20 protein-coding genes are annotated in these 22730 nt (G+C 50.7%); 4 read left to right on the top strand and 16 right to left on the bottom strand.

Translation table 11 applies throughout. From position 1 onward, the window contains the following. Positions 1–2: 2 nt before the first annotated feature. The 11 genes from D5E69_RS01265 to D5E69_RS01215 form a co-directional block, all read right to left on the bottom strand. Entirely contained in the window at positions 3–836 is an 834-nt protein-coding gene (locus D5E69_RS01265; RefSeq protein ID WP_159129106.1) for a sugar phosphate isomerase/epimerase family protein, read from the bottom strand. A gap of 11 nt (positions 837–847) precedes the next feature. Continuing rightward, positions 848–1678: a 5-dehydro-4-deoxy-D-glucuronate isomerase gene (gene kduI, locus D5E69_RS01260; RefSeq protein ID WP_148796133.1), complete on the bottom strand. Its 831-nt coding sequence runs from the start codon at positions 1676–1678 to the stop codon at positions 848–850. A gap of 43 nt (positions 1679–1721) precedes the next feature. Next, positions 1722–2732 (bottom strand): sugar kinase, encoded by a 1011-nt coding sequence (locus D5E69_RS01255; protein ID WP_159129105.1) that lies wholly within the window; start codon positions 2730–2732, stop codon positions 1722–1724. Further along, complete coding sequence (locus tag D5E69_RS01250; protein WP_048007289.1) at positions 2710–3378, bottom strand: bifunctional 4-hydroxy-2-oxoglutarate aldolase/2-dehydro-3-deoxy-phosphogluconate aldolase; 669 nt, start codon at positions 3376–3378, stop codon at positions 2710–2712. Before D5E69_RS01250 ends, D5E69_RS01255 begins: the two co-directional genes overlap by 23 nt. Before the next feature lie 1520 nt (positions 3379–4898). Beyond that, a complete protein-coding gene (locus D5E69_RS01245) occupies positions 4899–5786 on the bottom strand; it encodes an ROK family protein (RefSeq protein WP_148796135.1) in 888 nt (295 codons plus the stop codon). A gap of 159 nt (positions 5787–5945) precedes the next feature. Next, entirely contained in the window at positions 5946–6725 is a 780-nt protein-coding gene (locus tag D5E69_RS01240) for an ATP-binding cassette domain-containing protein (RefSeq protein ID WP_159129104.1), read from the bottom strand. 15 nt (positions 6726–6740) lie between these two features. Next, complete coding sequence (locus D5E69_RS01235; protein ID WP_231888717.1) at positions 6741–7514, bottom strand: ABC transporter permease subunit; 774 nt, start codon at positions 7512–7514, stop codon at positions 6741–6743. A gap of 15 nt (positions 7515–7529) precedes the next feature. Next, positions 7530–8489 carry an aliphatic sulfonate ABC transporter substrate-binding protein gene (locus D5E69_RS01230; protein ID WP_048015206.1) on the bottom strand — a complete coding sequence of 320 codons (960 nt, stop codon included), beginning with the start codon at positions 8487–8489 and terminating at the stop codon, positions 7530–7532. Beyond that, positions 8486–9307, bottom strand: coding sequence for a VOC family protein (locus D5E69_RS01225; protein WP_159129103.1), 822 nt, complete (start codon positions 9305–9307; stop codon positions 8486–8488). Before D5E69_RS01225 ends, D5E69_RS01230 begins: the two co-directional genes overlap by 4 nt. Before the next feature lie 230 nt (positions 9308–9537). Then, positions 9538–10881 (bottom strand): sensor histidine kinase, encoded by a 1344-nt coding sequence (locus D5E69_RS01220; RefSeq protein ID WP_048007295.1) that lies wholly within the window; start codon positions 10879–10881, stop codon positions 9538–9540. Next, positions 10874–11554 carry a response regulator transcription factor gene (locus tag D5E69_RS01215; protein WP_159129102.1) on the bottom strand — a complete coding sequence of 227 codons (681 nt, stop codon included), beginning with the start codon at positions 11552–11554 and terminating at the stop codon, positions 10874–10876. The genes D5E69_RS01220 and D5E69_RS01215 overlap by 8 nt, the downstream gene beginning before the upstream one ends. 133 nt (positions 11555–11687) lie before the next feature. On the opposite strand from D5E69_RS01215, the gene D5E69_RS01210 reads away from it, so the two are divergent. The 3 genes from D5E69_RS01210 to D5E69_RS01200 all read left to right on the top strand — a co-directional run bounded on the left by D5E69_RS01210 (position 11688) and on the right by D5E69_RS01200 (position 16006). Then, a complete protein-coding gene (locus D5E69_RS01210; RefSeq protein WP_159129101.1) occupies positions 11688–12434 on the top strand; it encodes an ABC transporter ATP-binding protein in 747 nt (248 codons plus the stop codon). Next, positions 12431–15010, top strand: a complete 2580-nt coding sequence (locus tag D5E69_RS01205; protein WP_159129100.1) for an ABC transporter permease — start codon at positions 12431–12433, stop codon at positions 15008–15010. The genes D5E69_RS01210 and D5E69_RS01205 overlap by 4 nt, the downstream gene beginning before the upstream one ends. Before the next feature lie 90 nt (positions 15011–15100). Further along, the gene (locus D5E69_RS01200; protein WP_159129099.1) at positions 15101–16006 is read left to right on the top strand and encodes a hypothetical protein; all 906 of its coding nucleotides are present in this window, start codon (positions 15101–15103) and stop codon (positions 16004–16006) included. A gap of 62 nt (positions 16007–16068) precedes the next feature. Here D5E69_RS01200 and D5E69_RS01195 read toward each other — a convergent pair whose 3' ends face one another. Then, entirely contained in the window at positions 16069–17766 is a 1698-nt protein-coding gene (locus tag D5E69_RS01195; RefSeq protein WP_048007299.1) for a methyl-accepting chemotaxis protein, read from the bottom strand. Beyond that, positions 17763–18887 (bottom strand): ATP-grasp domain-containing protein, encoded by a 1125-nt coding sequence (locus D5E69_RS01190; protein WP_213085571.1) that lies wholly within the window; start codon positions 18885–18887, stop codon positions 17763–17765. The genes D5E69_RS01195 and D5E69_RS01190 overlap by 4 nt, the downstream gene beginning before the upstream one ends. A 290-nt stretch (positions 18888–19177) precedes the next feature. Here D5E69_RS01190 and D5E69_RS01185 point away from each other — a divergent pair, with 290 nt between their 5' ends. Further along, a complete protein-coding gene (locus D5E69_RS01185; RefSeq protein WP_159129097.1) occupies positions 19178–19633 on the top strand; it encodes a GNAT family N-acetyltransferase in 456 nt (151 codons plus the stop codon). A 55-nt stretch (positions 19634–19688) separates the two neighbouring features. On the opposite strand, the gene D5E69_RS01180 is transcribed toward D5E69_RS01185, so the two are convergent. Genes D5E69_RS01180 through proV form a run of 3 tightly spaced genes read right to left on the bottom strand, consistent with a single transcriptional unit; the run spans position 19689 to position 22677 of the window. Next, a complete protein-coding gene (locus D5E69_RS01180; RefSeq protein ID WP_048007302.1) occupies positions 19689–20570 on the bottom strand; it encodes a glycine betaine ABC transporter substrate-binding protein in 882 nt (293 codons plus the stop codon). Between the two features lie 14 nt (positions 20571–20584). After that, on the bottom strand, positions 20585–21418 hold the full coding sequence (locus tag D5E69_RS01175) for an ABC transporter permease (protein WP_048007303.1): 834 nt from the start codon (positions 21416–21418) through the stop codon (positions 20585–20587). Further along, positions 21415–22677, bottom strand: coding sequence for a glycine betaine/L-proline ABC transporter ATP-binding protein ProV (gene proV, locus D5E69_RS01170; RefSeq protein ID WP_048007304.1), 1263 nt, complete (start codon positions 22675–22677; stop codon positions 21415–21417). The genes D5E69_RS01175 and proV overlap by 4 nt, the downstream gene beginning before the upstream one ends. Between the last annotated feature and the right edge of the window lie 53 nt (positions 22678–22730).

The following is a 22730-nucleotide window of genomic DNA, read 5'->3' as shown; positions in this document are numbered from 1 at the left end:
TGTTAGGCCTGCTCGTACTTATTCTTCAAAAATGCCAGACTATCATCGATATACGGCTCCACCGTTTCTTCCATGATGATATTGATGTAAGGCTTGTTTGCCTTCAACCAACCGAAGAGCCGGTCATAGTTCATCAAACCGGTCCCGACCGGAGCCGTGCTGAGCACCCCATCCTCGACCTTGAAATCCTTCGCGTGGAAGATGGCAATCCGGTGGCCGAAAGCCTCCATCGCTTCTTCGAACACCTTCTCCTGCTCTTGATGATTCTCAAGTGTCATGAGGTTCATCGGATCAAAGACGACCTGCAGGTTTTGTGAATCGACCGCATCGAGCAGCCTCTTCATCTTCTCCACTGTATGGACCGGGTGGTTGACTCCCGCCTCGATTCCGACGATGACGCCGAATTTCTCAGCTTCGGCCACCATTTCCCTGACGCTCCTCACCACTTCCTGGAACGGCTCTTCATCAAAATTATCCGTCGTATACCCCATCTTGGAGTGGACGTTCCCCGTCTCCGTCGCCACGATGCTGCAGCCGAAGTCCCGGGCATAGCGAAGATGCTCCTTGAACCGGTCCATCCCTTTTCGCCTCTCCGTATGATCGGGGTCGATCATATTGAAGTAGCATCCGAGGACGGCGATCTGGATCCCGCGTGCGTCGAATGCGTTCTTCACATGCCTCCCGAATCCAGGGCTCAGCGCCCCATGGTGAGATGGGACATCAAGGGATTTCGCCAGCGCGAACTGCACGCAGGCTACCCCCTTGTTCCCAAGCTCCTCCACCAGTTCCGGGAGCGGACGCTTTTCGATATCATGTGCTCTCATCCCGATGTTCATGGAACCACCCCTTACCGTAAGTCTTCCATCTTGATATGGTCCATGTCGTCATAGGTGATGTTCTCTCCGCACATGCCCCAGATGAACGTGTAGTTGCTTGTCGCCGTACCCGTATGGATCGACCAGCTCGGCGATATCGCGGCCTGCTCGTTCTTCATCACAAGGTGGCGTGTCTCATCCGGCTGACCCATGAAGTGGAACACCCTTGTATCCGGCTCCATATCAAAGTACAAATACACTTCCATGCGGCGCTCATGCGTGTGGCACGGCATCGTGTTCCAAACGCTTCCCGGTGACAACATCGTGAGCCCCATTTGCAGCTGGCAGCTCTCGCATACGTTCGGATGGATATACTGGTGGATCTTCCGTTCGTTGAGGGTCCCCTGTTCACCCATTTCAAGCGGTTTGATTTCATTGATATCGATCTTCACCGTCGGATATTTATGATGGGCAGGAGTTGAATTGATATAGAACTTTGCCGGATTCTTCGGATCCTCCGAACGGAAGAGAACCTGCTCCGTCCCTTTCCCGACGTACAGTCCGTCATAGCGGATCATGGAATACTCTTCCCCATCGAGGATGACGCTTCCTTCGCCCCCGATATTGATGATGCCGAGCTCGCGACGCTCAAGGAAGTAGTTCACTCCAAGCTCCTTATCGAGCTTGATCGTCAACTCCTGATCGGCTGGTGTCACACCACCGAAGATCATGCGATCCACATGCGTATACGTGAGATGGACCTGACCGGCTTCGAACAGGGTCTCTTTCAAAAAGTGCTTCCGCAGTTCCTCGGTATTGTAGCGTTTGATTTCCTCGGGATGGTTGGCATAACGTGTTTCCATGACTCATCTCTCCTTCATTTTCATAGTATGGTAGGTTGCGATGCTATCTGACGATGATGCCGGATCCGCTATCTATAAACTGACGGACCTCTTCTTCGGTGAAAAGGCTGCTGTCTCCGCGAACGGTATGTTTCAGTGCTGATGCCCCCGTGGCAAAGGCGGCAATCACGTCCGGATCATTTCCTTTCAGGATGCCATGGAGAATTCCGGCAGCAAAGGCATCTCCTCCCCCGACCCGATCGACGATGGGATCGATGTGGTGGAGCTTCGATTGATGAAGGGCGCCGTGAACAAAGTAATTCCCCTGCAGGTCATTGACGGTGGAAGACTTCACATCCCTGAACGTCGACGCCATATGGCGTATGTTGGGATACTCCCTTTCCATCTTCTTGTAATACTGAAGCAGTCTCTCTTCACGCGGAAGTGCCGGATCTTTTCTTTCCAATCCGAGGAGATGTAGGGCATCCAGTTCCCCGAAGAATGCGATATCCACATATGGAAGCAGTGGCTTATACGCAAGGGAGGCTTCCCGTTGGCTCCAGAGACTCGCCCGGTAGTTGAAGTCGAAGCTCGTCGTGATCCCGCGTTCCTTTGCTTTTTGAAGCGCTTGCAATGTAATCGTCCTGAGTTCCTCTGAGAGGGCCAGGGTGATCCCTGATACATGGAGGAGACCGACGCCGTCAAGGATGTGATCCCAATTTATTTCACCAGTGGACAAATGGGAAAAACTTGAGTACTTGCGATCATAAATGACCTTGGCACTGCGTTCCCCGACACCCGATTCCAGATAGTAGGTGCCGAGACGATCCCCTCCCTGGAGGATCAAATCCGTACTCACACCATGGGACCGGAGGTGGTGCTTGACCGCCTCACCGATGGGATGGGCCGGAATCTTACTTACATAGTGGACGTCATGCCCGAAGTGGGCAAGGGAAACGGCGACATTGGCCTCGGCCCCACCGTAGTTCATCTGCAGGGAACCTGCACGGATCAGCCGCTCCCCTTCACCGGTGGATAATCGCAGCATGATTTCACCGAACGTGAGTACCTTCATACGATCCTCCCCTTGCTTCTTTGACCTTCAGGATATACTCTTTCGCGTACTCCGTGATTTTCTCGAAGTCCCCAGTCTTGGCAGGCTCGAGGAGACTTCCCCCTACACCGACTGCCACGCAGCCGTTCCGGATCCACTCTGCTACATTTCCGAGGCTCACCCCGCCGGTCGGCATGATGTTTACCTGAGGAAGAGGAGCTTTGATGCCCTTGATGAAGTCCGGACCATAGGCACTTCCCGGGAATAGCTTGATGATGTCGACTCCGCTCTCGAGTGCGGTCTTCATTTCAGTGATGGTCATGCAGCCCGGCATGTAAGGCACCTGATACAGATTGCATAGTTTGGCGGTTGCTTCATCGAAGCTTGGGCTTACGACGAAGTCGGCTCCTGCCAGGATGGCGATCCGAGCGGTCTGGGCGTCGAGGACGGTGCCTGCGCCGATGAGGACATCGGTTCCTTCGTAGATGGAGCTAAGCTCTTTGATGACTTCGGCGGCCCCGTCCACGGTGAAGGTGACTTCGATTCCTTTGATTCCTCCGCTGACGCACGCGTCGGAGATGACGATGGCCTGTTCTTTGCTGTCTGCCCGGACGACGGCGACGACGCCGCATTCTTTGATTCCATTCAATACTTCGATTTTTCTCATTGTTCTCCACCTGCACTCTTTAAATTTCCTATTTGGAAATCTAATTTATTATTTAGAAATATATGAGTTCAGTATAAACAAAGTTTGGGATTTCCACAATAAGAAACGCTTACAATTCTGAAAATTGTTTTGGGTTGGTCGTTAGGTACAGGTTTGGGGATCCCATTTCGACTGGATTGCCATTATACTTTGACCGTCCCGTTTCGCTGCGGGTGGCCGCTTTCCTGCGGGGTGGACGGTGAGCCGCTTCGGCTGCGCTGCCAGTGTCTCACCTGCCCACTTTTCCCGCGGGAGTCGGCCCCCCCTCTGCTTCACTTCACTGTTTTTTGTTTGATGTGGTTAGGAAGATTTGTATATGTAGATTCATATGTTAACTTCGTCCGATTTATAGAGGCAGGAACATCAAAGTTGCTCAGCAGAGTTTATTGCAAGACTTCTACAAACCATAGTGTGGATTGGGGTTACATTTTTCTACTTGGTGCTCGGGGATATTTACAATCTTTATTAAATGAGGGTTCATCGATACGGGGACCGTTCCTTTTCGCTGCGGGCGGCCGCTTTCCTGCGGGGTGGACGGTGAGCCGCTTCAGCTGCGCCTGCAGGGTCTCACCTGCCCACTATTCCCGCGGGAGTCGGCCCCCTCCGCTTCACTTCACTCTTTTTGTTTGATGGGGAGAAAGAATCGAAAACTCAGATTCATAGGTTAGATTTGTCCGAGTTATCTAAATTGAACCTACAACCTACATAGTGGATCGAATCAGAGGAACGGACCTATCTATCTACATCACATTTCTTTAGCTCCGGGAGGCTTGCCATAATAGACTCATCCACTTGAAATTTCTATCAAACTCTTCTAACGCACAGAGTGGATCGAAGCGGAAGGCTCTTGACTCCTACGGGAAATGAGGAATGATCGAGACCCCGCAAGCATGAGGAGGCTCGACTTCCTCCCCGTGGAAAGCAAGGGCCTGTAGCGCAGAGGAACGGACCCTTCTCCATCACCATTTCTTCATTACCGGGAAGCACTCATGATCGTCTCTCTTCCTTGAAGAATTCCACTGGAACTCCTCTAACCCACAGAGTGGATCGGAGCGGAAGGCACTTGACTCCTACGGGAATAGAGGGATGTTCGAGACCCCGCAAGAATGAGGAGGCTCGACTTCCTCCCCGTGGAAAGCAAGGGCCTGCAGCGCAGAGGAACGGACCCTTCTCCATCACCATTTCTTCATTACCGGGAAGCACTCATGATCGTCTCTCTTCCTTGAAGAATTCCACTGGAACTCCTCTAACCCACAGAGTGAATCGGAGCGGAAGGCACTTGACTCCTACGGGAATAGAGGAATGTTCGAGACCCCGCAAGCATGAGGAGGCTCGACTCACTCCCCGTGGAAAGCAAGGGACCGCAGCGCAGAGGAACGGACTCTTCTCTATCACCATTTCTTCAATATCGGGAGGGTCTCCTATCTGTATCGATAAAAAAACAGACTGATCCCAAAAGACCAGCCTGCTCACATATACACTTATACCCGTGTTGCTTCCCTGTTGATTTCATCTTCATACGCTTCATGTGCAAGCATGAGAGACCCGGTAATACCGGCGTTATCTCCAAGACCTGGTGAGACGATATACTCTTCCAGCGGCGGAAGATCGACATATCCATTGATCATCTTCTCCAGATGCTTGTAGATGATCGGGAAAATCTGCTCCTGCTTCATCACGCCCCCACCTAGGATGATCTTCTTCGGTGAGATGATGACGATATACTGCATGAGGGCCTGGGCGATATAGTAGCCTTCCATTTCCCATACTTCCCCTTTGTCTACGAGCTGATCGCCTTTGACACCCCATCTTGCTTCGATCGCCGGACCTGCTGCCAGTCCTTCTAGGCAATCCTTATGATACGGGCATTTGCCTTCATATGGATCATCTTCGTGCCGGCGGATGAGGATATGGCCCATTTCAGGATGGGACAGTCCCTGGAGAAGGTTCCCCTGGACGACGGCACCGGCACCGATGCCCGTGCCCACTGTGATATAAAGGCAGCTGTCGAGCCCTTTGGCTGCGCCGAATGTTGCCTCCCCAAGAGCTGCGGCGTTTACATCTGTATTGAATCCGACCGGGACGGGAATGGCGTCCTTGATGGCCTGGACGAACGGATAGTCCTTCCACCCGACCTTAGGTGTGGATGTGACATTTCCGTATGAAGCGCTTTCTCTATTCACATCGATCGGTCCGAACGATCCGATACCGATCGCCTTGACGGGATGCTTGCTGAAAAACTCAATGACTTTCGGAATCGTTTCTTCCGGAAGGGTCGTCGGGATCTGGACCCTGTCGATGATGGTTCCCTGTTCATCTCCGACAGCACAGACAAACTTCGTACCGCCGGCTTCAATTGCACCTAGCATGTCTCATTACCTCCATCTTCTCTATCAATCTTCTTCTATTCTACCTCAGGTTAAGCTCGGTTTCCTTTACTTTTATCGGATTCGGCATACATTTTTCTTCGGAATTTCTCCTATGATGCACAAAAGCCGCCGCTCCACTGGCGGAGCGGCGGCTTCTTTTCAGATCGTTTTGAATTTCTTCTCTTGTAAGGGAGGTGCTTCCTTCATGATGGCGGACAGCACCCTTTCCTCCAAAGCGACGAGTTCCGGTGATGAAACCTGCCTTGGTCTTGCAGCATTCACCTTGACGTTCAACGCAATTCGCCCGTCTTCGACCAGGACGATCCGATCGGCGAGGCGGAGGGCTTCCCGTACATCATGTGTCACCAGCAGCGCAGTGAAGCCAACCCCCTGCCAGATTGTCTCCACGAGGTTCTGCATCTCAAGCTTCGTGAAGGCGTCGAGGGCACTGAGCGGTTCATCCAATAGAAGGAGGGACGGCTCATGGATAAGGGCACGGGCCAAAGCGACACGCTGTTTCTGTCCCCCGGAAAGCTTGGATGGCCATTGATCCTTATAGGACAGGAGTCCAACGGCCTCAAGTACACTCTCCGCCCTGGCCTTCCAGTCCCCTTTCAGGCCAAGGCCCACGTTCTGGATGACCGTCTTCCACGGAAGAAGTCTGGAGTCCTGATACATCATCGTGATCTTGGACACCTCTTCACCTGCAGGCTTTCCGTTGAAAAGCAGTTCTCCATCTGACAATGGTTCAAGTCCGGCGACAAGGCGGAGTAGCGTACTCTTCCCGCTTCCACTCTTTCCGATGATGGCGACGAATTCATTTTTCTCCACCGTGAGCTCTATATTTTTCAGCACTTCCTTATCGCCGAACCGTTTACTGGCACCGGCAAGGTCGATCCGGACCGGCTGGCTGGTGCGTTTTGTTTCCAGATTGGACATGGGACGTCCTCCTTTCTATGATTTCACGTAGCTTTCGTTCCACTTCAGTGCCTTTTTCTCCCCGACTTGGGCGACGATGTCGGCCAGTTTACCGAGGAGGGCGTAGATGACGATGCTCAGGATGATAATATCCGTCTGCATGAACTCCCTTGCGTTCGTTGCCAGATAGCCGATTCCCTGCTCCGTCGGTATGGTTTCCGCCACAATCAATGTGAGCCACATCACGCCGAGTGCATAGCGGAGCCCGACAAAGATGGATGGTAAAGCCCATGGGAAAAGGATATGTTTGAACAGCTGCCAGCCCTTCAGGTTATACATCCTGCCCATCTCGATGAAGTTCGGATCCACGGTCCGGATGCCATGATACGTGTTGATGTATACAGGGAACATCACCCCGAGGATCACCAGGAAGATCTTCGCACTTTCATCGATCCCGAGCCAAACAATCACAAGCGGCAGGAGTGCGAGATGGGGGATATTCCGGATCATTTGGATCGTTGTATCCGTCAGGCGGAAGGAAACATCCGACAGTCCATTCAGGATGCCAAGGACGAACCCTATCACACCGCCGATCAACATTCCTATGGCCGCACGCGACAGACTTGCAAGTATATGCGTGGAAAGTTCTCCGGATACGGCAAGCTCCCACCCGCTCACTACTACGGCTACAGGCGACGGGAAAAGGGACGGGGAGACGATTTCAAGGGATGACACAAGCTCCCATAGGGCCAGGAGAAGGATCGGGATGATCCACGGCTGGACGGAATGGAACCAATTATTCTTCTTCAAACCTATCATCCTTCCTTACTTGATCGGCATGTCTTTTGATACATCCAATTCTTTTGGAATCAAGCCGATTTCGTAGTATTTATCTGCCTGCCTTTGCTGGGCATCGATGATTTCCTGTGTAATGCCCGTGGCACCGTATGTTCGGCGTTCAACCGCTTTGGAAATGATGTTCTCATCGATTCCGAGCGCCTTTGAAAGAAGATCCGTTACTTCGTCTTTGTTTTCGTTCGCCCACTGATCGGATTTGTCGATTGCTTTTATGATGACGTCCACCAGCTCCGGATGGTCTTCGGCGAATTCAGGAGTAGAATAGTAGAACGTGCGATTCGGATAATCATAATCAATATTTTCCGTCAGGGTCTTCACGTCCAGTTCGGTTTCGATACCGGCGAAGAACGGGTCATAGGAAGCAAGGGCATCAACCTGTTTCGTCTCAATGAGGGAACGGCCCTGTGCGGCATCTTCCGGGTATACCCATTGAACATCATCAGCCGTCAGTCCGACGGATTCGAGGGCAAGAATGGCAAGATAGTGATGGTTTCCGCCTTTCAATACCCCAACCTTTTTGCCTTTCAACTCTTCTATGGAATTGATTCCAGAGTCGGTCCTTACCATGAGGCCGACACCTTCCGGATTGGGAGCATCCGCCCCGACATAGACAAGAGGTTTACCGGAGGCCTGGGCAAAGATTCCCGACCCATCTGCCGCATGACCGAAATCGATGGCGTTTGAATAGATTCCCTCAAGAAGGGTCCCGCCATGGGTGAAGAGCTTCCATTCCACTTTGTATCCTTCTTCCTTCAGGGCTTCTTCCAGGAACCCGCTTTCTTTCAGAATGTTGATCGTATTCCCCTTTTGATACCCGATCTTGATCACCTTCGAGTCCTTCTTCTCCGCACTCGATGATGAACCGCTGCATCCTGCCAACAGGAGAAAGATCGAGATCATGATGGCTATGACACTGTACTTTTTCATTTGGCTTCCTCCTTTACCTTGAATCGATAATCGCCTTCGCGAATGCTTTGTGTTCGGGATTCACTTCCTTCAAACAGGACCTGGAACGGCTTCTCTCCCCGTTCGTCGAGCACGTTCTGTACTATGCCTTTCCCGGTTGGTGTATAGAATACGAGGTTGCCTCCTTGCAACTTCAGGCCTTTTCCCTTTGCCTGCAGTGACTCGTCCTGGAACTCCTCTGTTATGTCCAGGTCCAGGATGTCGGCCCAGCGTGAGACTGCCCCGAGATCCTTCACGGCGAATCCGACAGCTTCGAGCGTCAGTTCCCCTCCAGGATGCGCCGAGATGACACCGCGCTCTTCAAGGTCACGCTCCCGCTCTGCATCGCCTTCATCCCATTGAATGAAAAAGGGCAATTCAAGTCCCCCTTCAGGATCTCCTACATGCAGCAGCTTCCAACTCACGACGCTCCCATCAGGACGTTTCCTGCTCATCGGGTTCGGTCCATGTACATCAAGACCGAGTTCTCTGAAACGTTCCGCATCCTGCTCCAAATCTTTCGACCTCAATGCAACCCGTGACAATCCTTCCTTGTATCCGTCATGCCGGAACGTTTCGCGCAGGCTGTAAGGAACCGCTGAGGCAGACTCTGCCAGTCCCTGATCGAATACACCGATCCATTCGATGTAGCTCAGCCCAAAATATCCGAGGGCATTGTACGTACCATGGTCTTCGTGCCTTCCTCCTTCTACTGCATGGATCCCGGCGCGAATGACTTCTTCCCGGGTCTCTTCAGGACTATTGACGAAATGGACCAAATGATCAAATTGAAATCCCATATTCCTCTCCCCTTCTTTGACGCTTTACATGATAAAAGCTTGACGCTGCAAAAAAAGACCCTACTACCCCCTTGAAAGGGTAATAGGGCCTTCGGTTTGTCCGATCAGCTCCGCTAATTCATATTAAATTCATCGGATTAATAAAATTTATACTAATATGGTTTCAAGGAAAAATCAACCTTTTATTTATAAAATTCTGACCCTTTATTTATGTAAACGCTTTAATCTATCTATAATCGGATAATGAATGTCGACCCTTTCCCCATACAGCTCTCCACCTCGATCTGTCCCCCATGACGTTCCACGATTTGCTTGGCAATGGCGAGTCCGAGTCCGCTTCCCCCTGTCTCCCTGTTGCGTGAATGTTCCCCGCGATATAAGGGCTGAAAGATGGAGTGGATTTCGTGAGGAGGTATGCCTTCCCCGTTGTCTTCCACTGCAATGCTTGAAGAACTGACAGTCACCGTCACTTCCCCGTGTGACGGCGTGTACCGGATGGCATTGCCGATGATGTTTTCAAGGGCACGTGAAAAGAGAAAAGGATCTGCATCGGCTACAAAATCCCCTTCAGATCTTATCGATAATGCCTGAGCTTTCTCCTTCGCCAAAGGCATGAGACTGATCACGAGCTCCTCTGTCAGGAGGCCCATATCCACCTGTTGAAGAGAGAGCTTGGCATCGAGCAAATTCATCTTCGTGTACGTATGAAGCTCGTCGATAAGCTGATTGAGGACGTTTGCCTTCCGGTGGCTGATGTCGACATAGTTCATCCTCTTCTCCGGCGTATCGGCCACTCCCTTTTGTATCCCTTCCAAGTATCCCCTGATCGAGAAAAGCGGGGTCCGGAGATCATGGATGATGGAGGAGATGAACATCTTTCTTTCCTCCTCCATCTGAGCCTGACGGGTCGTGGATTCCTCCAGCTTCACCTGCATGGCGGAGATGGACCTGGACAGGTCATTCAGTTCCTTGACCGGAGTAGAGGGCAGCTGCGAATGGAACTGCCTGGTGCTGATGAGTTCCGCTGCCTCCTTCAGTTCTTTTACAGGCAGGAGGATCTTCTTCCTGATGAAGCGTGAACCAATAATAAGAATGAGGGCGAATACCGCAAGAAAGATGAACCCGCCTCCCCATTCATTAACGAGATAGTTCAGCCAGGAAGGTCGCTCCGGCATGACGGGACTCCTCAAATCTTTGACGTAGACCGTCCCTTGCCGTTCCTGACCATCCATCAGCGGATATTCCTCAAGAAAGGAGAGGCCCTGGCTTCCCCCTTGCTTCATGTTAGAGAATAAGAGTTTGTCCTCACCGTCGAAGATTTTCAGTTCGACTTCCTTCTCCTCAGCTTCCATCTCCATCTCTTCTTGCCACCCGATGTCTTTCCATAGGTCAGACTTTGAGAGGACGTCTTCGTTCACCCAAGGCTCCAGGCTCGGAAGGAACGATTCGGCCTCTGACGCATGCCAACCCTCATAAAGGGAGACGACGCCCCTTGTCACCAATAAAGGGAGAACCATGAAGAGAAGCAGGAAGAGCAGAAGCCATTGTTTAATCGAAAGGGCCTCCTTACGCATGGATCAGCTCCTCCGCTTTGTACCCGACGCCCCATACCGTTGAAATCTGGAAGCGTGACGTCTTTTCCTGAACCTTCTCCCTCAGCTTGGCAACGTGGACCCTGACGGTGTGGAAGTCCCCTCCTTCATACCCCCAGATCCTCTCCAGGATCTGTTCGTAGGTGTAAACCTGATTGGGTCCCTCAAGGAATAGATGCATGAGCTCGTACTCCTTCCCCGTCAGGTTCACCCGTTCGTTCCCCACCTGGAATGTACGTGAATCAGTATGGAGCGAGACACCTGCATAGGACAAGGTCGAAGAAAGGGTGGGACCGATCCTCCGCTCCACTGCCTTGACTCGTGCCACGATTTCTCCGGGGGAAGCATTTTTGACAATATAATCATCCGCCCCGATGCTGAGTCCCCTGATCTTACTTGTATCATCATCCAAGGCACTCAGGAAGAGAATGGGGATGGACGATGTCCGGCGGATCTCCTTGCACAGGGTAAAGCCGGAATCGTCCGGCATCATGATATCCAGCAAAATAAGAAAGATTTCTTCTTTTTCGAGGTGCTTCCTGGCTTCCTTTGCGTTGAAGGCCTTCGAGACATGGAATCCTTCCACCATAAGAAAGTCTTCCAAGAGGTCTGCAATCTCTTTTTCATCATCTACAATCAATATTCGTCTACTCATCTGTTTCGTTCCCATCTGTTTTTCTTTTATTATATCAATCCCATCCTTGGATAAACTTGATAGTTTCTTGATACTTTCCCGATGGGGAGTTGAGGTCCCTTCTGTACGATACGGTCATAGAGGAGGAAATGATATGACCATCTTGCAAATCAACCATCTTGAAAAAGTATACGGGCAGGGCTCCAACGCCTTCCATGCCCTGAAGGATCTGACGATGAACGTGGAAAAGGGTGAGTTCCTTGCCATCATGGGGACAAGCGGTTCAGGGAAATCGACCCTGTTGAATATGATGGCCGGACTCGATCAACCGACCAGGGGGACCATCCACCTGAACGGGCAGCCTGTCCACTCATTGAGAGACGGTGCCCTCACCGAACTGAGAAGGGATCACATCGGATTCATCTTCCAGTTCTTCAACCTGATCCCGGTTCTTACGGTTCTGGAGAATGTCACCCTTCCTTCAGATCTGGCTTCAAAGAGGAAAGGCATAAAGAAAAGGGCCATGGATCTATTGGATCATCTCGGCATTTCCCACCTTGCCGGTTCGTTCCCCTCCGAGCTCTCGGGTGGACAACAGCAGCGGGTGGCGATTGCGAGGGCCCTGGCGACAGAGCCTAAGATCATCCTCGCCGATGAACCGACCGGAAGCCTGGATTCAAAAACCGGAAAGGAGATCCTGCAGCTTCTGCGAGCTTTTACCGAAGAGCTCGGTCACACCCTCATCATGGTCACCCATGATGCTCAGGTTGCCGCCCACTCCCATCGGGTCATCTTCCTTCGCGACGGGGTACTTATAAACGACACGCGCCTTTCAGGAAAACACTCCATCATGGAGAAAACGGCCCTTCTCAATCAGGAAATCGAGAGGTTCTCCCTATGATGACAGCCCTTCGTTTAGCCATTCGCTTCCTGCTCTCCCGGAAGAGCCGGACCATTTTATCCATCATAGGGGTCTCACTCGGATTCGCCCTGCTGTTTGCCACCAACATCCTGATGACGTCCCTGGAGGTCGCCAATGAAGGGATTGCCGAAGAGAAATATGGCCGATATGAAATCATCGCAGGCTATCAAACCGCTTCATCGTTCCTGACGGATGAACAGGTGAAAGACATCCAATCCTATCAGGAGGTGTCCCGCACAAGTTCGTTTCTCTATCCCTACATCGGGGACGATCATCCGTACCAGTCCGTCACCCAGCTCCAGCCCATGTACATCGGTGTGGATCGCGTGCCGTTGACCAGTGAGCACCCCTTGGGGAAGCTTTCTTCGGGCACGCTGCCGGGGAACGGGGAGATTGCGATTCCATACAGCTGGGCCAAATCACATCATCTTTCCATCGGCTCAGAATTGACCCTTCCGTTCCCCCCGGGTAAAGACCGGACCGTACGGGTGTCAGGGATCCTTGCCAAGAGCGAGCATACCAACTTTATTTTTTTGTTCGAGCGGAAATGGCTTGCAGATGCAACCGGACAATCAGGTCATACAACGACCGTCATGCTCGACCTCAGTGATTGGAGAGAGAAGGAGGCTGTCCTCCAGAAGCTGAATGAGATTGATCCGGATTTATATATCGACCGGCAGGCTGCAAAGGATACCGAACGCAGCCAGCTTGGCGGACTGAAACCTCTCGTCCAGGGACTGGGTGCCGCCGTGACGCTGGGGAGTACACTTCTCCTCATCAGCACCCTGCAGATGTCGATCCAGGAACGGAAGAAAGAAATCGCCACCCTTCGCCTGCTCGGATCGAAAAGGCGTCAGATCGTATGGCTGGTCATGACCGAGGCCATCATCCTCGCGCTTGTATCGGGCTTGCTCGGAATCGGCATTGGCGCAGGTCTCGCCTTCATGCTGCAAGGCTTCCCGGCCCGCATGAGCGGACTGACCATTACCAGGCTCACATTCGATCCGTCGTTTGCCCTCCTGAGTCTGGTCGGGGGGATGATGGTCACTGTAGCGGGCAGCTGTCTCCCAGCCGTCCTTGCCAGCCGCGAACGTCCGCTTCATGCATACCGTGAGGCGAGCATTCATGGTCACAAGGGCGGTTGGGTCAGGAACTTGCTGGGGGCTGTGGCCATCGCCTTCGCCCTGATAGCGGCACTCTTATCAGGGGGAGCAAAGGGACATCTTGCCTCAGCAGCCCTCCTTACAATCGGGACTGGACTCCTACTGCCTGCCCTTTTCAGCTGGACCATCCGTGCATTGAGCTCCCTTCTTGCACCCCTGATCCGCAATGGGGCATCCCTGGCGAGGCGCAGCACCCTAAGGCAGGCGCGACGAAGCGTCCAGATTGCGGCCGTTGCGATGCTTGCCTGCTCGATCGGATTCGTTGGTACGGGGGTGCTCGGTACCGTCAAGCAGGATACGATGAAGAGCATCATGGATCGTTATCCACTCGATCATATCCTTCAGTCGAATACAGGATTGGATCAAGATGGATTCAGTCCAGAATTATTCCACGATATCCAAGAGCTTGACGGGGTCTCTGCCGTGCCTATTTATAAAGGAGAGCTCATGATTACCGATGGATGGAAGATGCACGGCACTGATATGAGTACGATTGATGTAGACGGTAAGCCTGAATTGCTCACCTCACTTCAACCCGTGGACTGGAAGGTGCTTCAACAGGCGTTTCCCCTTATGATTTCAGCAGGGGAAATCAAGATGACCGATTTCAATGAGGGAGGGGTAGTCATCACTTCCTTTATGTCGGAAAAACTTGGCCTCCTGGTTGGAGATTCCATCTCCATGGTAAGAGAATCAAGCTACGACTATGGCTCAGGTAAATGGAAGAAAGGATATGAAACAGTAGACTTAAAGGTAACCGGTATCATACAGGCATTCCCTTTCGGCGATCGGGAGGATTTCTCCTTCTACACCTCACCGAGTTGGATGGAAGCGAACATGGGACCGGTCAGCTTGGATGAAATCCACTACACCCTTACCGATTCCTCCAAAAAGGAGGAGCATGAAGCACATATTCAAACGTTTGTTCAAAATGAAGGAACATCTGAGGCGATTTCGTTGGATAAGGGCGAGGAACTGGAGCTCTTGCAACATCAATTCCTCCAAAGGACCACTTTTCTGGGGATTACCATTTCCCTCATATGCCTATTGGCCTTGATCGGATTGATGAACAACATGACAGGAAGCCTGAAGGAACGAAGAAGGGAAATCGCGACGATGAGGGCGTTAGGGATATCGTTCAGGAAGATTTCACGCTTGATCCTGACCGAAGGAGTCCTCATTACATCGGCAGGCGGCATCCTGGGCTCCCTTTACGGGACCATCCTGCTTCAGCTTCTCTTGTCTGCCCTGGACCATCATTCATTTGTCATGTCGTGGGCATTCACTGGGGGTTGTTTGATCCTCTCCCCCTTCCTCGGTATGGCGGCGGTCCTTTTCCCTTTGTGGAAGCTAAGGAGATCCTCCATTCTACAAGAATTGGCGGCCCGTTGACGTCAATTCCACACCCGGCCTTCACAACATCCTGATTATTCCGATAATGACAGTAACAGGAATAAAAATGTGTAAATGAGGTGGAGGAATATGAAGATCGATCTTTCGTATACCGGGGCATTGATGGGCGCCCCCAAGGATCTGAACCAGAATGGACATGCACCTGCTTTTCCGAAGGCCCCCGTAACGATTCCAAAAGAAGACAAGGCGTATACTGTCACTCTTTCCAATGAGTGGAGAACGTTCGCCGATACGGAGAAGATCAGGATGGAGGACCTTTATTCCAAGACCACCATTGATCCCGATGATCCTTTCTCCTACAAGCCCAAGGATCAATGGCTGATCTTTAGTCAATCCCTTCAGGAGCAGGGAGCTTTCGAGGGGAAATCACGAGAAGAAGTCGCATCCATGGAAGAGCATCTAAAGCGGATCACGGATGGATTGGACAGTCTGCACGTCGGCGGAATCGATCTTGCCGGCGGAATCACCAGAGAGTTGGATTCATTCGAAGCGCATCTGGAATATGCCGCTTCCCTTTCGGCATTGAATCGATTCAGCGAGAAGTTCCTGACCGGTGATACTCAGGCAGGATTCAATGACCTCATCGATGGATACGCAAAGCATAACCGTGCGGTCGTCGAACATCACAGTTCGTTGGAAGAGCGATTCTTCCAGGCACGGGCATCAATCGCTGTACCTGATGTACGTCTGACGCCTGAACAGGAAAAAGAAGTGCGCATCACCAACCGCCTGGGGAAATCCGATCGGATCCTGAAGGATGAGCTTGTACAGACGTACATCACTTTCTTTGAAGGAATCCGGCACGGAGATGACATCCAGCCGGCAATAGACGCAGTAAAGAAGGCCTTCCTCTCTAACATCATTGACCAGACCCCCTTGAAGGACCGCGAAGAGATGAAGGAATGGCTGATGGAAAGGACCTCAGACACGTTTGATAGAATTGGATCCTACTTCGCTGCATTGAATGACCGCTGACGCCAAACGAAAAAACCCAAGAATGAGTTTCCTTCATTCTTGGGTTTCCTTTTTTTGTATTCCTACAATTTGAACCTTTGGACTTCTTCCTTCAATGAGTCGGCCATGGTCTTCAGCTCACTGTTTTTCGTTTGAAGGGTTCGGACCGTGGTATTCTGCTGTTCGGAAGATGAGGCGATTTCCTGAAGCGTCGCCACCCCTTCCTCTGAGATCGCCGCGATTTCATGGATGGATTCAATGGAATCTTTTGTGTTTGATTGCACGGTATCCATGCTCGATACCATTTTCCTCACTTCATCGGAGAGGCCCTGGACACCGTGGAAGATGGTTTCAAACAGCTCTCCGCTTGTAGCTACAAGATTCACTCCGTCTTCGATATCGGAATTGACTTCTTTGTTGGCATCCATCATTTCGGCTGTCTGCTGGTTGATCTCTTGGATGGCCTGATTAATGGTTTTTACATTGGAATCAGTCAGGCGCGCCAGATTCTGAACCTCTTCTGCCACGACGGCAAACCCTTTTCCAGCTTCTCCCGCCCTGGCTGCTTCAATGGAAGCATTAAGTGAGAGGAGATTGGTTTGATCTGAAATGTCCTTGATCAGGTCAATATCCCGGTTGATGGCGACGATTTTATTTTCCAGGGTCATCAATCGTTCGTGGCTGATCTGGCTGTTCTTCTGGATCCGGGTGATTTGATCGGTGATCCTCACAATCTGATCAGACCCTTCTTTTGCCCGTTGGCTCGTGCTCTGTGTGAACTGGTCGATGAGTCCGGTCTGTTCTGTCAAAGCCTTCACTTCATCAGACATGGAAGTGGTACCGGCTGAGATCCGCTCGATATGCTGTGAGCGGCTCTCGCTCGCCCGCGCTTCCTCCATCGTTCCCGTGGCGATTTGTTCCGAAGCCTCGGTCATCTCACTGAAGCCTGTCACGAGATCAACGCTTGTGGCATCGATCGCGTCTGCATTCGTCTTCACGCTTTCGATCATCCGGATAAGATTCCCGCGCATATGCTCGAACTTATCGGAAAGGGTCCCGATCTCGTCTTGCCTCGACGTGGTGATTTCTTCGGTCAGATCTCCACTGGCCATTTTATCCATGGAGTGGACAAGCTTCTGGATATGCTTATTCATGTTGCGTCCGAATAAGTATGCAATGACACCGCCGATGAGGATGGCCATGACCACAAATCCGATGAGGAAAAGATTGATCGTGGTGATGAGGTCATCTATGAACTGCGTGCTCATATCGACGCCGATGATGGCATCAGATCCATCCACCGGAACGAAGTAGGATTTATGACTTCCCCATTTATCTGTATAAATAGAGGTAAGGACGGATTTCTTCTCCTCAAACGCACGTGCCTGATCATCCGTGAACGGAGATTCCACCATGGCATCGGACGATCCATTCATCCCGACGATGTAGTCTTTCCCATTCTGCCGGGTCAGCACGTACACGTACTCGAGGCCTTCCTTGCCCTTGGCGTACTCATCAAGGAATGTTGTGAGCTGGGATTCACCACCCTCGCCTGCTATCACCTGATTCACGACGTTTTCATCGGTGAACGCGGATAAATTCTCTCCATTCATCTCGAGGATCTGATCGAATTCCGGAAGCACATGTTCATCGATAATGTATCCGGTGATGGATTTCACGAAAATGAACAGCGCCAGTCCGATGATTGCAAATGGAATCATGAAGTTCAGGAACATCTGGCCTTGCAGTGACTTCTTCGGATTCAGATTGAATGATTTCATGACGGTACCCCCTCTTTCTTCTCGGTGATATACGGGTTCAACTCTACGTGCAGAAGATCGTGAACCTCTTCCATGGATGACGTTCTGAAAAAGACCACTGAAAGCATCTGATCATCAGATGATTCGACGTTCCGGTATTCGAGGATATCCGTGAAACGTTCTTTCAATGCTTCATGATCAAAGCTGTGCAAGTCCTGTTTCAATATGTCTACAGGAAGTTCTATGCAACAGAACCCATAGATGCGATCGTCGGTGCGCTTTAAGATTTCCGACCAGTCCGGACGTTCATTGAGCATATAAGCCTCTGCACCATTGATGCCGTATGCATGGGTACTGATATCCGTCGTACCGGCTCCAGCAAAGCGGAGCGGGTTCAACTCAATTGCCATCATACCGGCTTCACTGCGGCGCAGCTCCAAGTGGAAGGGGTAGTGACTGACTTCAAGCATCCCGCTAAGTTTGTGAAGGAATCCCTCCACTTCATGGAATACTTCTGCCACGATGGACGTAGACGTATAGTACATACGGTCGGATGTATCGGTTGAAGAGGCAAACATCCTCTTCAGGATGTTCAGGATCACCGGTTTCCCTTCATGATCGAAGTAGCAGTCGACTGCATACTCCTCCCCGTCAATCCACTTCTCGATGATGATCTCGTCCTGGTCTACGACCGACTCGCTGTAGACTCCCTTGGACAGGGTCAGCTCGCCATATAGCTCAGCAACGGATCGATCCCATTCGGAGCGATCTTGAACCAGCTTCACCCCGACACTTGAATAGCCTTTATTCGGCTTGATGACGAGGGGGAATGGCAGGATCTCTTTTGACATGGAGCGTAATTCTTGCAGGGATACCAGTTGGAAATAGTAGTCCGGGAATAGATCGGACAACATCGCTCTGAACGTTGCCTTTTGTTTGACCATCTGGGAAATCCGGGTGAAAGGATGATGAGGCGCCCATTCATTCAGACGCTGAAGGCATGCCTCGGAATTCGTCAGTACTCTGGAATGCTCGTCCAGTTCCAATGGTCCTTCGCACTCTTCATCAATAACGGGTATATGAAGGTGCTGGGCCGTTTCCATTAACATGGGGGATACATTTTCTTTTTTTATAATAAACACATTTACACCTCCGTGGATTCTACCCTATAACTATCGGCCATCCTCATGGAGTTTGAATAGAATTACACTTATATTTGTAGGTATTTAAGACTAATCATGAAAATAAAAGTGATTCTTTTGGATTATAAATGGTATAATATCCAATTAATATTCCTTCTATGGAAACTTCTTCTTATTTTTCATAAAATGGTGATAGCCCATTGCATCTGTGTTGGATATGACGCAAAACGTTTCACATGAAACAATCGGTTGATCCAAAGAGATACGTTAAGCCTTGAGGGGGAAATGAAGTGAAAATCATAGTAGATGATGTATCGGGAGCGGTCATTCAAGAATTGATTACAAGTCATCTAGCAAGCATGAATGAGACGTCCCCACCGGAAAGTGTGCATGCGTTGGGAATCGATAAGCTCAGGAGAGAGGATGTTACCGTTTGGAGTGCCTGGATAGAGGAATCCCTGGCCGGGTGCGGAGCCTTGAAAGAACTAGATCCCACCCACGGTGAAATTAAATCCATGAAGACCGACCCCGGACACCTTCGGAAAGGCGTGGCCGGCGCCCTTCTCTCCCACATCATACAGGAAGCAAAGAATCGGGGGTATCGCCGGCTCAGTCTTGAGACAGGCTCCATGGATGCCTTCCGTCCTGCTCAGCTCCTGTATGAGCGCGCAGGCTTCCATTACTGCCCACCATTCGGATCATATACCGATGACCCGAACAGCCGGTTCATGACATTGGAATTATAAGGATAAAAAAGAGGATGCCCCCGTTATCAGGAGGCATCCTCTTTCATTTCATTCATTATTTAAGATCTTCGATTGAGTCGGCTTCTACATAAGAAGGAACGACAAGACCTGTTTTTGCACCTTCAAGGTTTGGTCCAAGACGGTCCATCTTATCACCATATTTATCAAGGTAGTCTTTATGAGTCAATGGCAACCATCCGGATACCGTCGCATCTGCATTTCCTTCAGCTACAGCCGTGAACATTGGACCTGCATCCAGCTGAACAAGCTTCACTTTGTATCCGATGCTCTCAAGTACTTTTGCCACAACATTCGTGCTGGCGATTTCGGAATCCCATGCTACATAAGAAAGGGTGATGTCTTCGCCGCTTACTTTGTCAGCACCTTTTGTCCATTCATCGACTTTATCTTTGTTGTCTTTTACCCATTTATCAGCAGCTTCGGCAGGATCGGTACCTTCTTGGATATCGACCATGACTTCACCGATGTCATCATTCGTCCAGCTGAACTGATCCAGCACGGTGTAGGCGCTCGGTTGATCTTCTTTCAAACCTTTACGTGCGAAGGTTTCGATTTTTTCAGCGTCACCGTACACACCTTTAGGGTCTTTCAAATATTTCAGGTCATACTTGGCGAACATCCAATGCGGAGTCCAGCCGGTCACGATGATTGGATCTTCATTTTTGATGGCTTTATCAAGCTCTGCAGCCATTGCAGCTGAAGAAGACTCGACCAATTTGTAGTCTTTAAGATTATCGTACTCTTCCAGGGCTTTGTTCGTTGCCGTCATGATACCGGCTCCAGGCTCGATCCCGGTGATTTTGTAGTCCACTTCATCACCGATGGTCTTGCCTTCTTTTGAATCATTTCCACAAGCGGCCAATCCTACAGATAGAGCGAGGATGGAAGCCAAACCAGCAATACGTAGTTTTTTCATTGTGTTTCCCCCTTTTAGTTTTTAGATGAACCTATATTTTGAGAAATCCGATCGAGCACAATCGCCAGGATGACGATGGCCAGACCAGCTTCAAAACCAACACCGACTTTCAATTGGGTAACAGCACGGTAAACATCTGCGCCTAGTCCAGGAGCACCGACAAGTGAAGCGATGACGACCATGGAAAGGGCCAGCATGATGCTTTGGTTGATACCGGCCATGATGGTGCTTGTAGCCAGCGGCAGCTGAACTTTGAACAGTTTCTGACGTGGTGTTGAACCGAATGCATTCGATGCTTCCACGAGATCTTCCGGCACCTGACGAATCCCGAGGTTGGTCAGACGGATCGTTGGAGGCATGGAGAAGATGACAGATGCAATGATACCCGGTACAACTCCGATTCCGAAGAAGATGATTGCCGGAATCAGATAGACGAATGCAGGCATCGTCTGCATAAAGTCAAGGATCGGCGTGATGATTTTCATCGCGCGGTCACTTTGTGAAATCCAGATCCCGATTGGTATACCTATTATGATAGATATGATAACGGATGCTAAGACGAGGGCGAGCGTATCGATCGTTCCATCCCAGTAACCAAGATTGTCAATGAGCAACAGGCCGACTGCCGTAAATACGGCGATGGTCCAGCGGCTCACCCACCAGGCGAGGGCAACAAAAATCAAAATCAACAGAAGCGTAGGGATCGATTCAAGAACCATGACGAAGAAATCAACAACAGATCCGATGGCATCAGTCAGGAAGTCAAAGAACGGTCCGAAGATGTCTTTGATCCAGTTGACGAAGCTATCCACCCAGCTTGCTAACGGAAGTTTCGGTAGGAATGTCATATGTTATTCACCTCGATTCCCTCAGCGTCTACATTTGTATCTGAGTGTTCTTTTGTTTCGGTTGTAAGATTCATGTCTGATTCGAGACCGGCAAGTGCGCCTAATACGGCACCCCTTACGATGACTCCACGCAGTCTGCCTTCTTCTGTCACGACTGGAAGTGGCAGGCTTGCCGTTGCGACTTGTTCGAACATATCGACAAGCAGTGTCTCAGGTTTGAGAGACTCGATATCCGTGATCAGGATATCCTGAAGCGTTTGTTGATTTTTCACCGCTGCCGAAGCAGCTTCGATGGTGACGGCACCAAGCAGCTTCTGTTTGCTGTCCACGACGAACAAGTGGGAGATCCCCTCGTCCTTCATGACTTTCACGGCTACACGCGGTCCGCGGTCGATGCGCACCATTTCAGGGCGCTTCATGACATGCTCAGCAGTGAGCACTTTAGACAAGTCGACGTCCTCTACGAAACGCTCAACATAGTCGTTGGCAGGGTTTGTCATGATCTCTTCCGGTGTACCCACCTGTACGATGTTCCCATCTTTCATAAGGGCGATGCGGTCGCCGATGCGAAGGGCTTCATCAAGGTCATGGGTGATGAAGACGATGGTCTTCTCCATTTTCTCTTGAAGCTCGAGAAGTTCATTCTGCATGTCTTTACGGATCAACGGATCCAATGCGCTGAATGCTTCATCCATGAGAAGGATATCAGGGTCGTTTGCAAGGGCACGCGCCAGACCGACACGCTGCTGCATACCACCGCTGAGTTCGCTCGGGTAGCTGTTTTCGTATCCTTTGAGACCTACAAGCTCAAGGGATTCGATAGCCTTTTGCTTACGTTTGGATTTTTCTACACCTTGGACTTCAAGTCCATATTCAGTATTATCGAGAACAGTTCGGTGAGGGAATAGTGCGAAGCGTTGGAACACCATGCTCAGTTTCTTCCTTCTTACTTCCCTAAGCTCGTTGGGTTTGAGCTTAACGATGTTCTTGCCATCAATGAGGACTTCTCCATCGGTCGGGTCAATCAGGCGATTGAGCATCCTTACCAATGTTGATTTTCCACTTCCTGAAAGCCCCATGATTACGAAGATTTCACCTGCATATACATCGAAGCTTGCTTTGTTTACACCGACGGTCATGCCGGTCTTTTCAAGTATTTCCCGTTTGGTCTTGCCCTCGTTCAGGAGTTTGACTCCCTGTTGGGGCGATTTACCAAAGACTTTAGTAACGTTTTGAACGCTAATTTTCTTCTCAGCCATAAATCCACCTCTAACTTTGTTTAAAAACGTCAAATTTTGTCGAATCCGAGCGA

The sequence above is a fragment of the Rossellomorea marisflavi genome, from assembly GCF_009806575.1.
Classification (GTDB): domain Bacteria; phylum Bacillota; class Bacilli; order Bacillales; family Bacillaceae_B; genus Rossellomorea; species Rossellomorea marisflavi_A.
Note: the sequence above shows the minus strand (reverse complement) of the source record. Positions and strands in the feature narration are given on the sequence as shown.

Coding starts and splice junctions, on each gene's coding strand:
- D5E69_RS01200 (WP_159129099.1), top strand. CDS start 15,101: ATGAAGATCGATCTTTCGTATACCGGGGCATTGATGGGCGCCCCCAAG.
- D5E69_RS01195 (WP_048007299.1), bottom strand. CDS start 17,766: ATGAAATCATTCAATCTGAATCCGAAGAAGTCACTGCAAGGCCAGATG.
- D5E69_RS01180 (WP_048007302.1), bottom strand. CDS start 20,570: ATGAAAAAACTACGTATTGCTGGTTTGGCTTCCATCCTCGCTCTATCT.
- D5E69_RS01210 (WP_159129101.1), top strand. CDS start 11,688: ATGACCATCTTGCAAATCAACCATCTTGAAAAAGTATACGGGCAGGGC.
- D5E69_RS01215 (WP_159129102.1), bottom strand. CDS start 11,554: ATGAGTAGACGAATATTGATTGTAGATGATGAAAAAGAGATTGCAGAC.
- D5E69_RS01175 (WP_048007303.1), bottom strand. CDS start 21,418: ATGACATTCCTACCGAAACTTCCGTTAGCAAGCTGGGTGGATAGCTTC.
- D5E69_RS01230 (WP_048015206.1), bottom strand. CDS start 8,489: ATGAAAAAGTACAGTGTCATAGCCATCATGATCTCGATCTTTCTCCTG.
- proV (WP_048007304.1), bottom strand. CDS start 22,677: ATGGCTGAGAAGAAAATTAGCGTTCAAAACGTTACTAAAGTCTTTGGT.
- D5E69_RS01240 (WP_159129104.1), bottom strand. CDS start 6,725: ATGTCCAATCTGGAAACAAAACGCACCAGCCAGCCGGTCCGGATCGAC.
- D5E69_RS01245 (WP_148796135.1), bottom strand. CDS start 5,786: ATGCTAGGTGCAATTGAAGCCGGCGGTACGAAGTTTGTCTGTGCTGTC.
- D5E69_RS01255 (WP_159129105.1), bottom strand. CDS start 2,732: ATGAAGGTACTCACGTTCGGTGAAATCATGCTGCGATTATCCACCGGT.
- D5E69_RS01250 (WP_048007289.1), bottom strand. CDS start 3,378: ATGAGAAAAATCGAAGTATTGAATGGAATCAAAGAATGCGGCGTCGTC.
- kduI (WP_148796133.1), bottom strand. CDS start 1,678: ATGGAAACACGTTATGCCAACCATCCCGAGGAAATCAAACGCTACAAT.
- D5E69_RS01220 (WP_048007295.1), bottom strand. CDS start 10,881: ATGCGTAAGGAGGCCCTTTCGATTAAACAATGGCTTCTGCTCTTCCTG.
- D5E69_RS01225 (WP_159129103.1), bottom strand. CDS start 9,307: ATGGGATTTCAATTTGATCATTTGGTCCATTTCGTCAATAGTCCTGAA.
- D5E69_RS01205 (WP_159129100.1), top strand. CDS start 12,431: ATGATGACAGCCCTTCGTTTAGCCATTCGCTTCCTGCTCTCCCGGAAG.
- D5E69_RS01265 (WP_159129106.1), bottom strand. CDS start 836: ATGAACATCGGGATGAGAGCACATGATATCGAAAAGCGTCCGCTCCCG.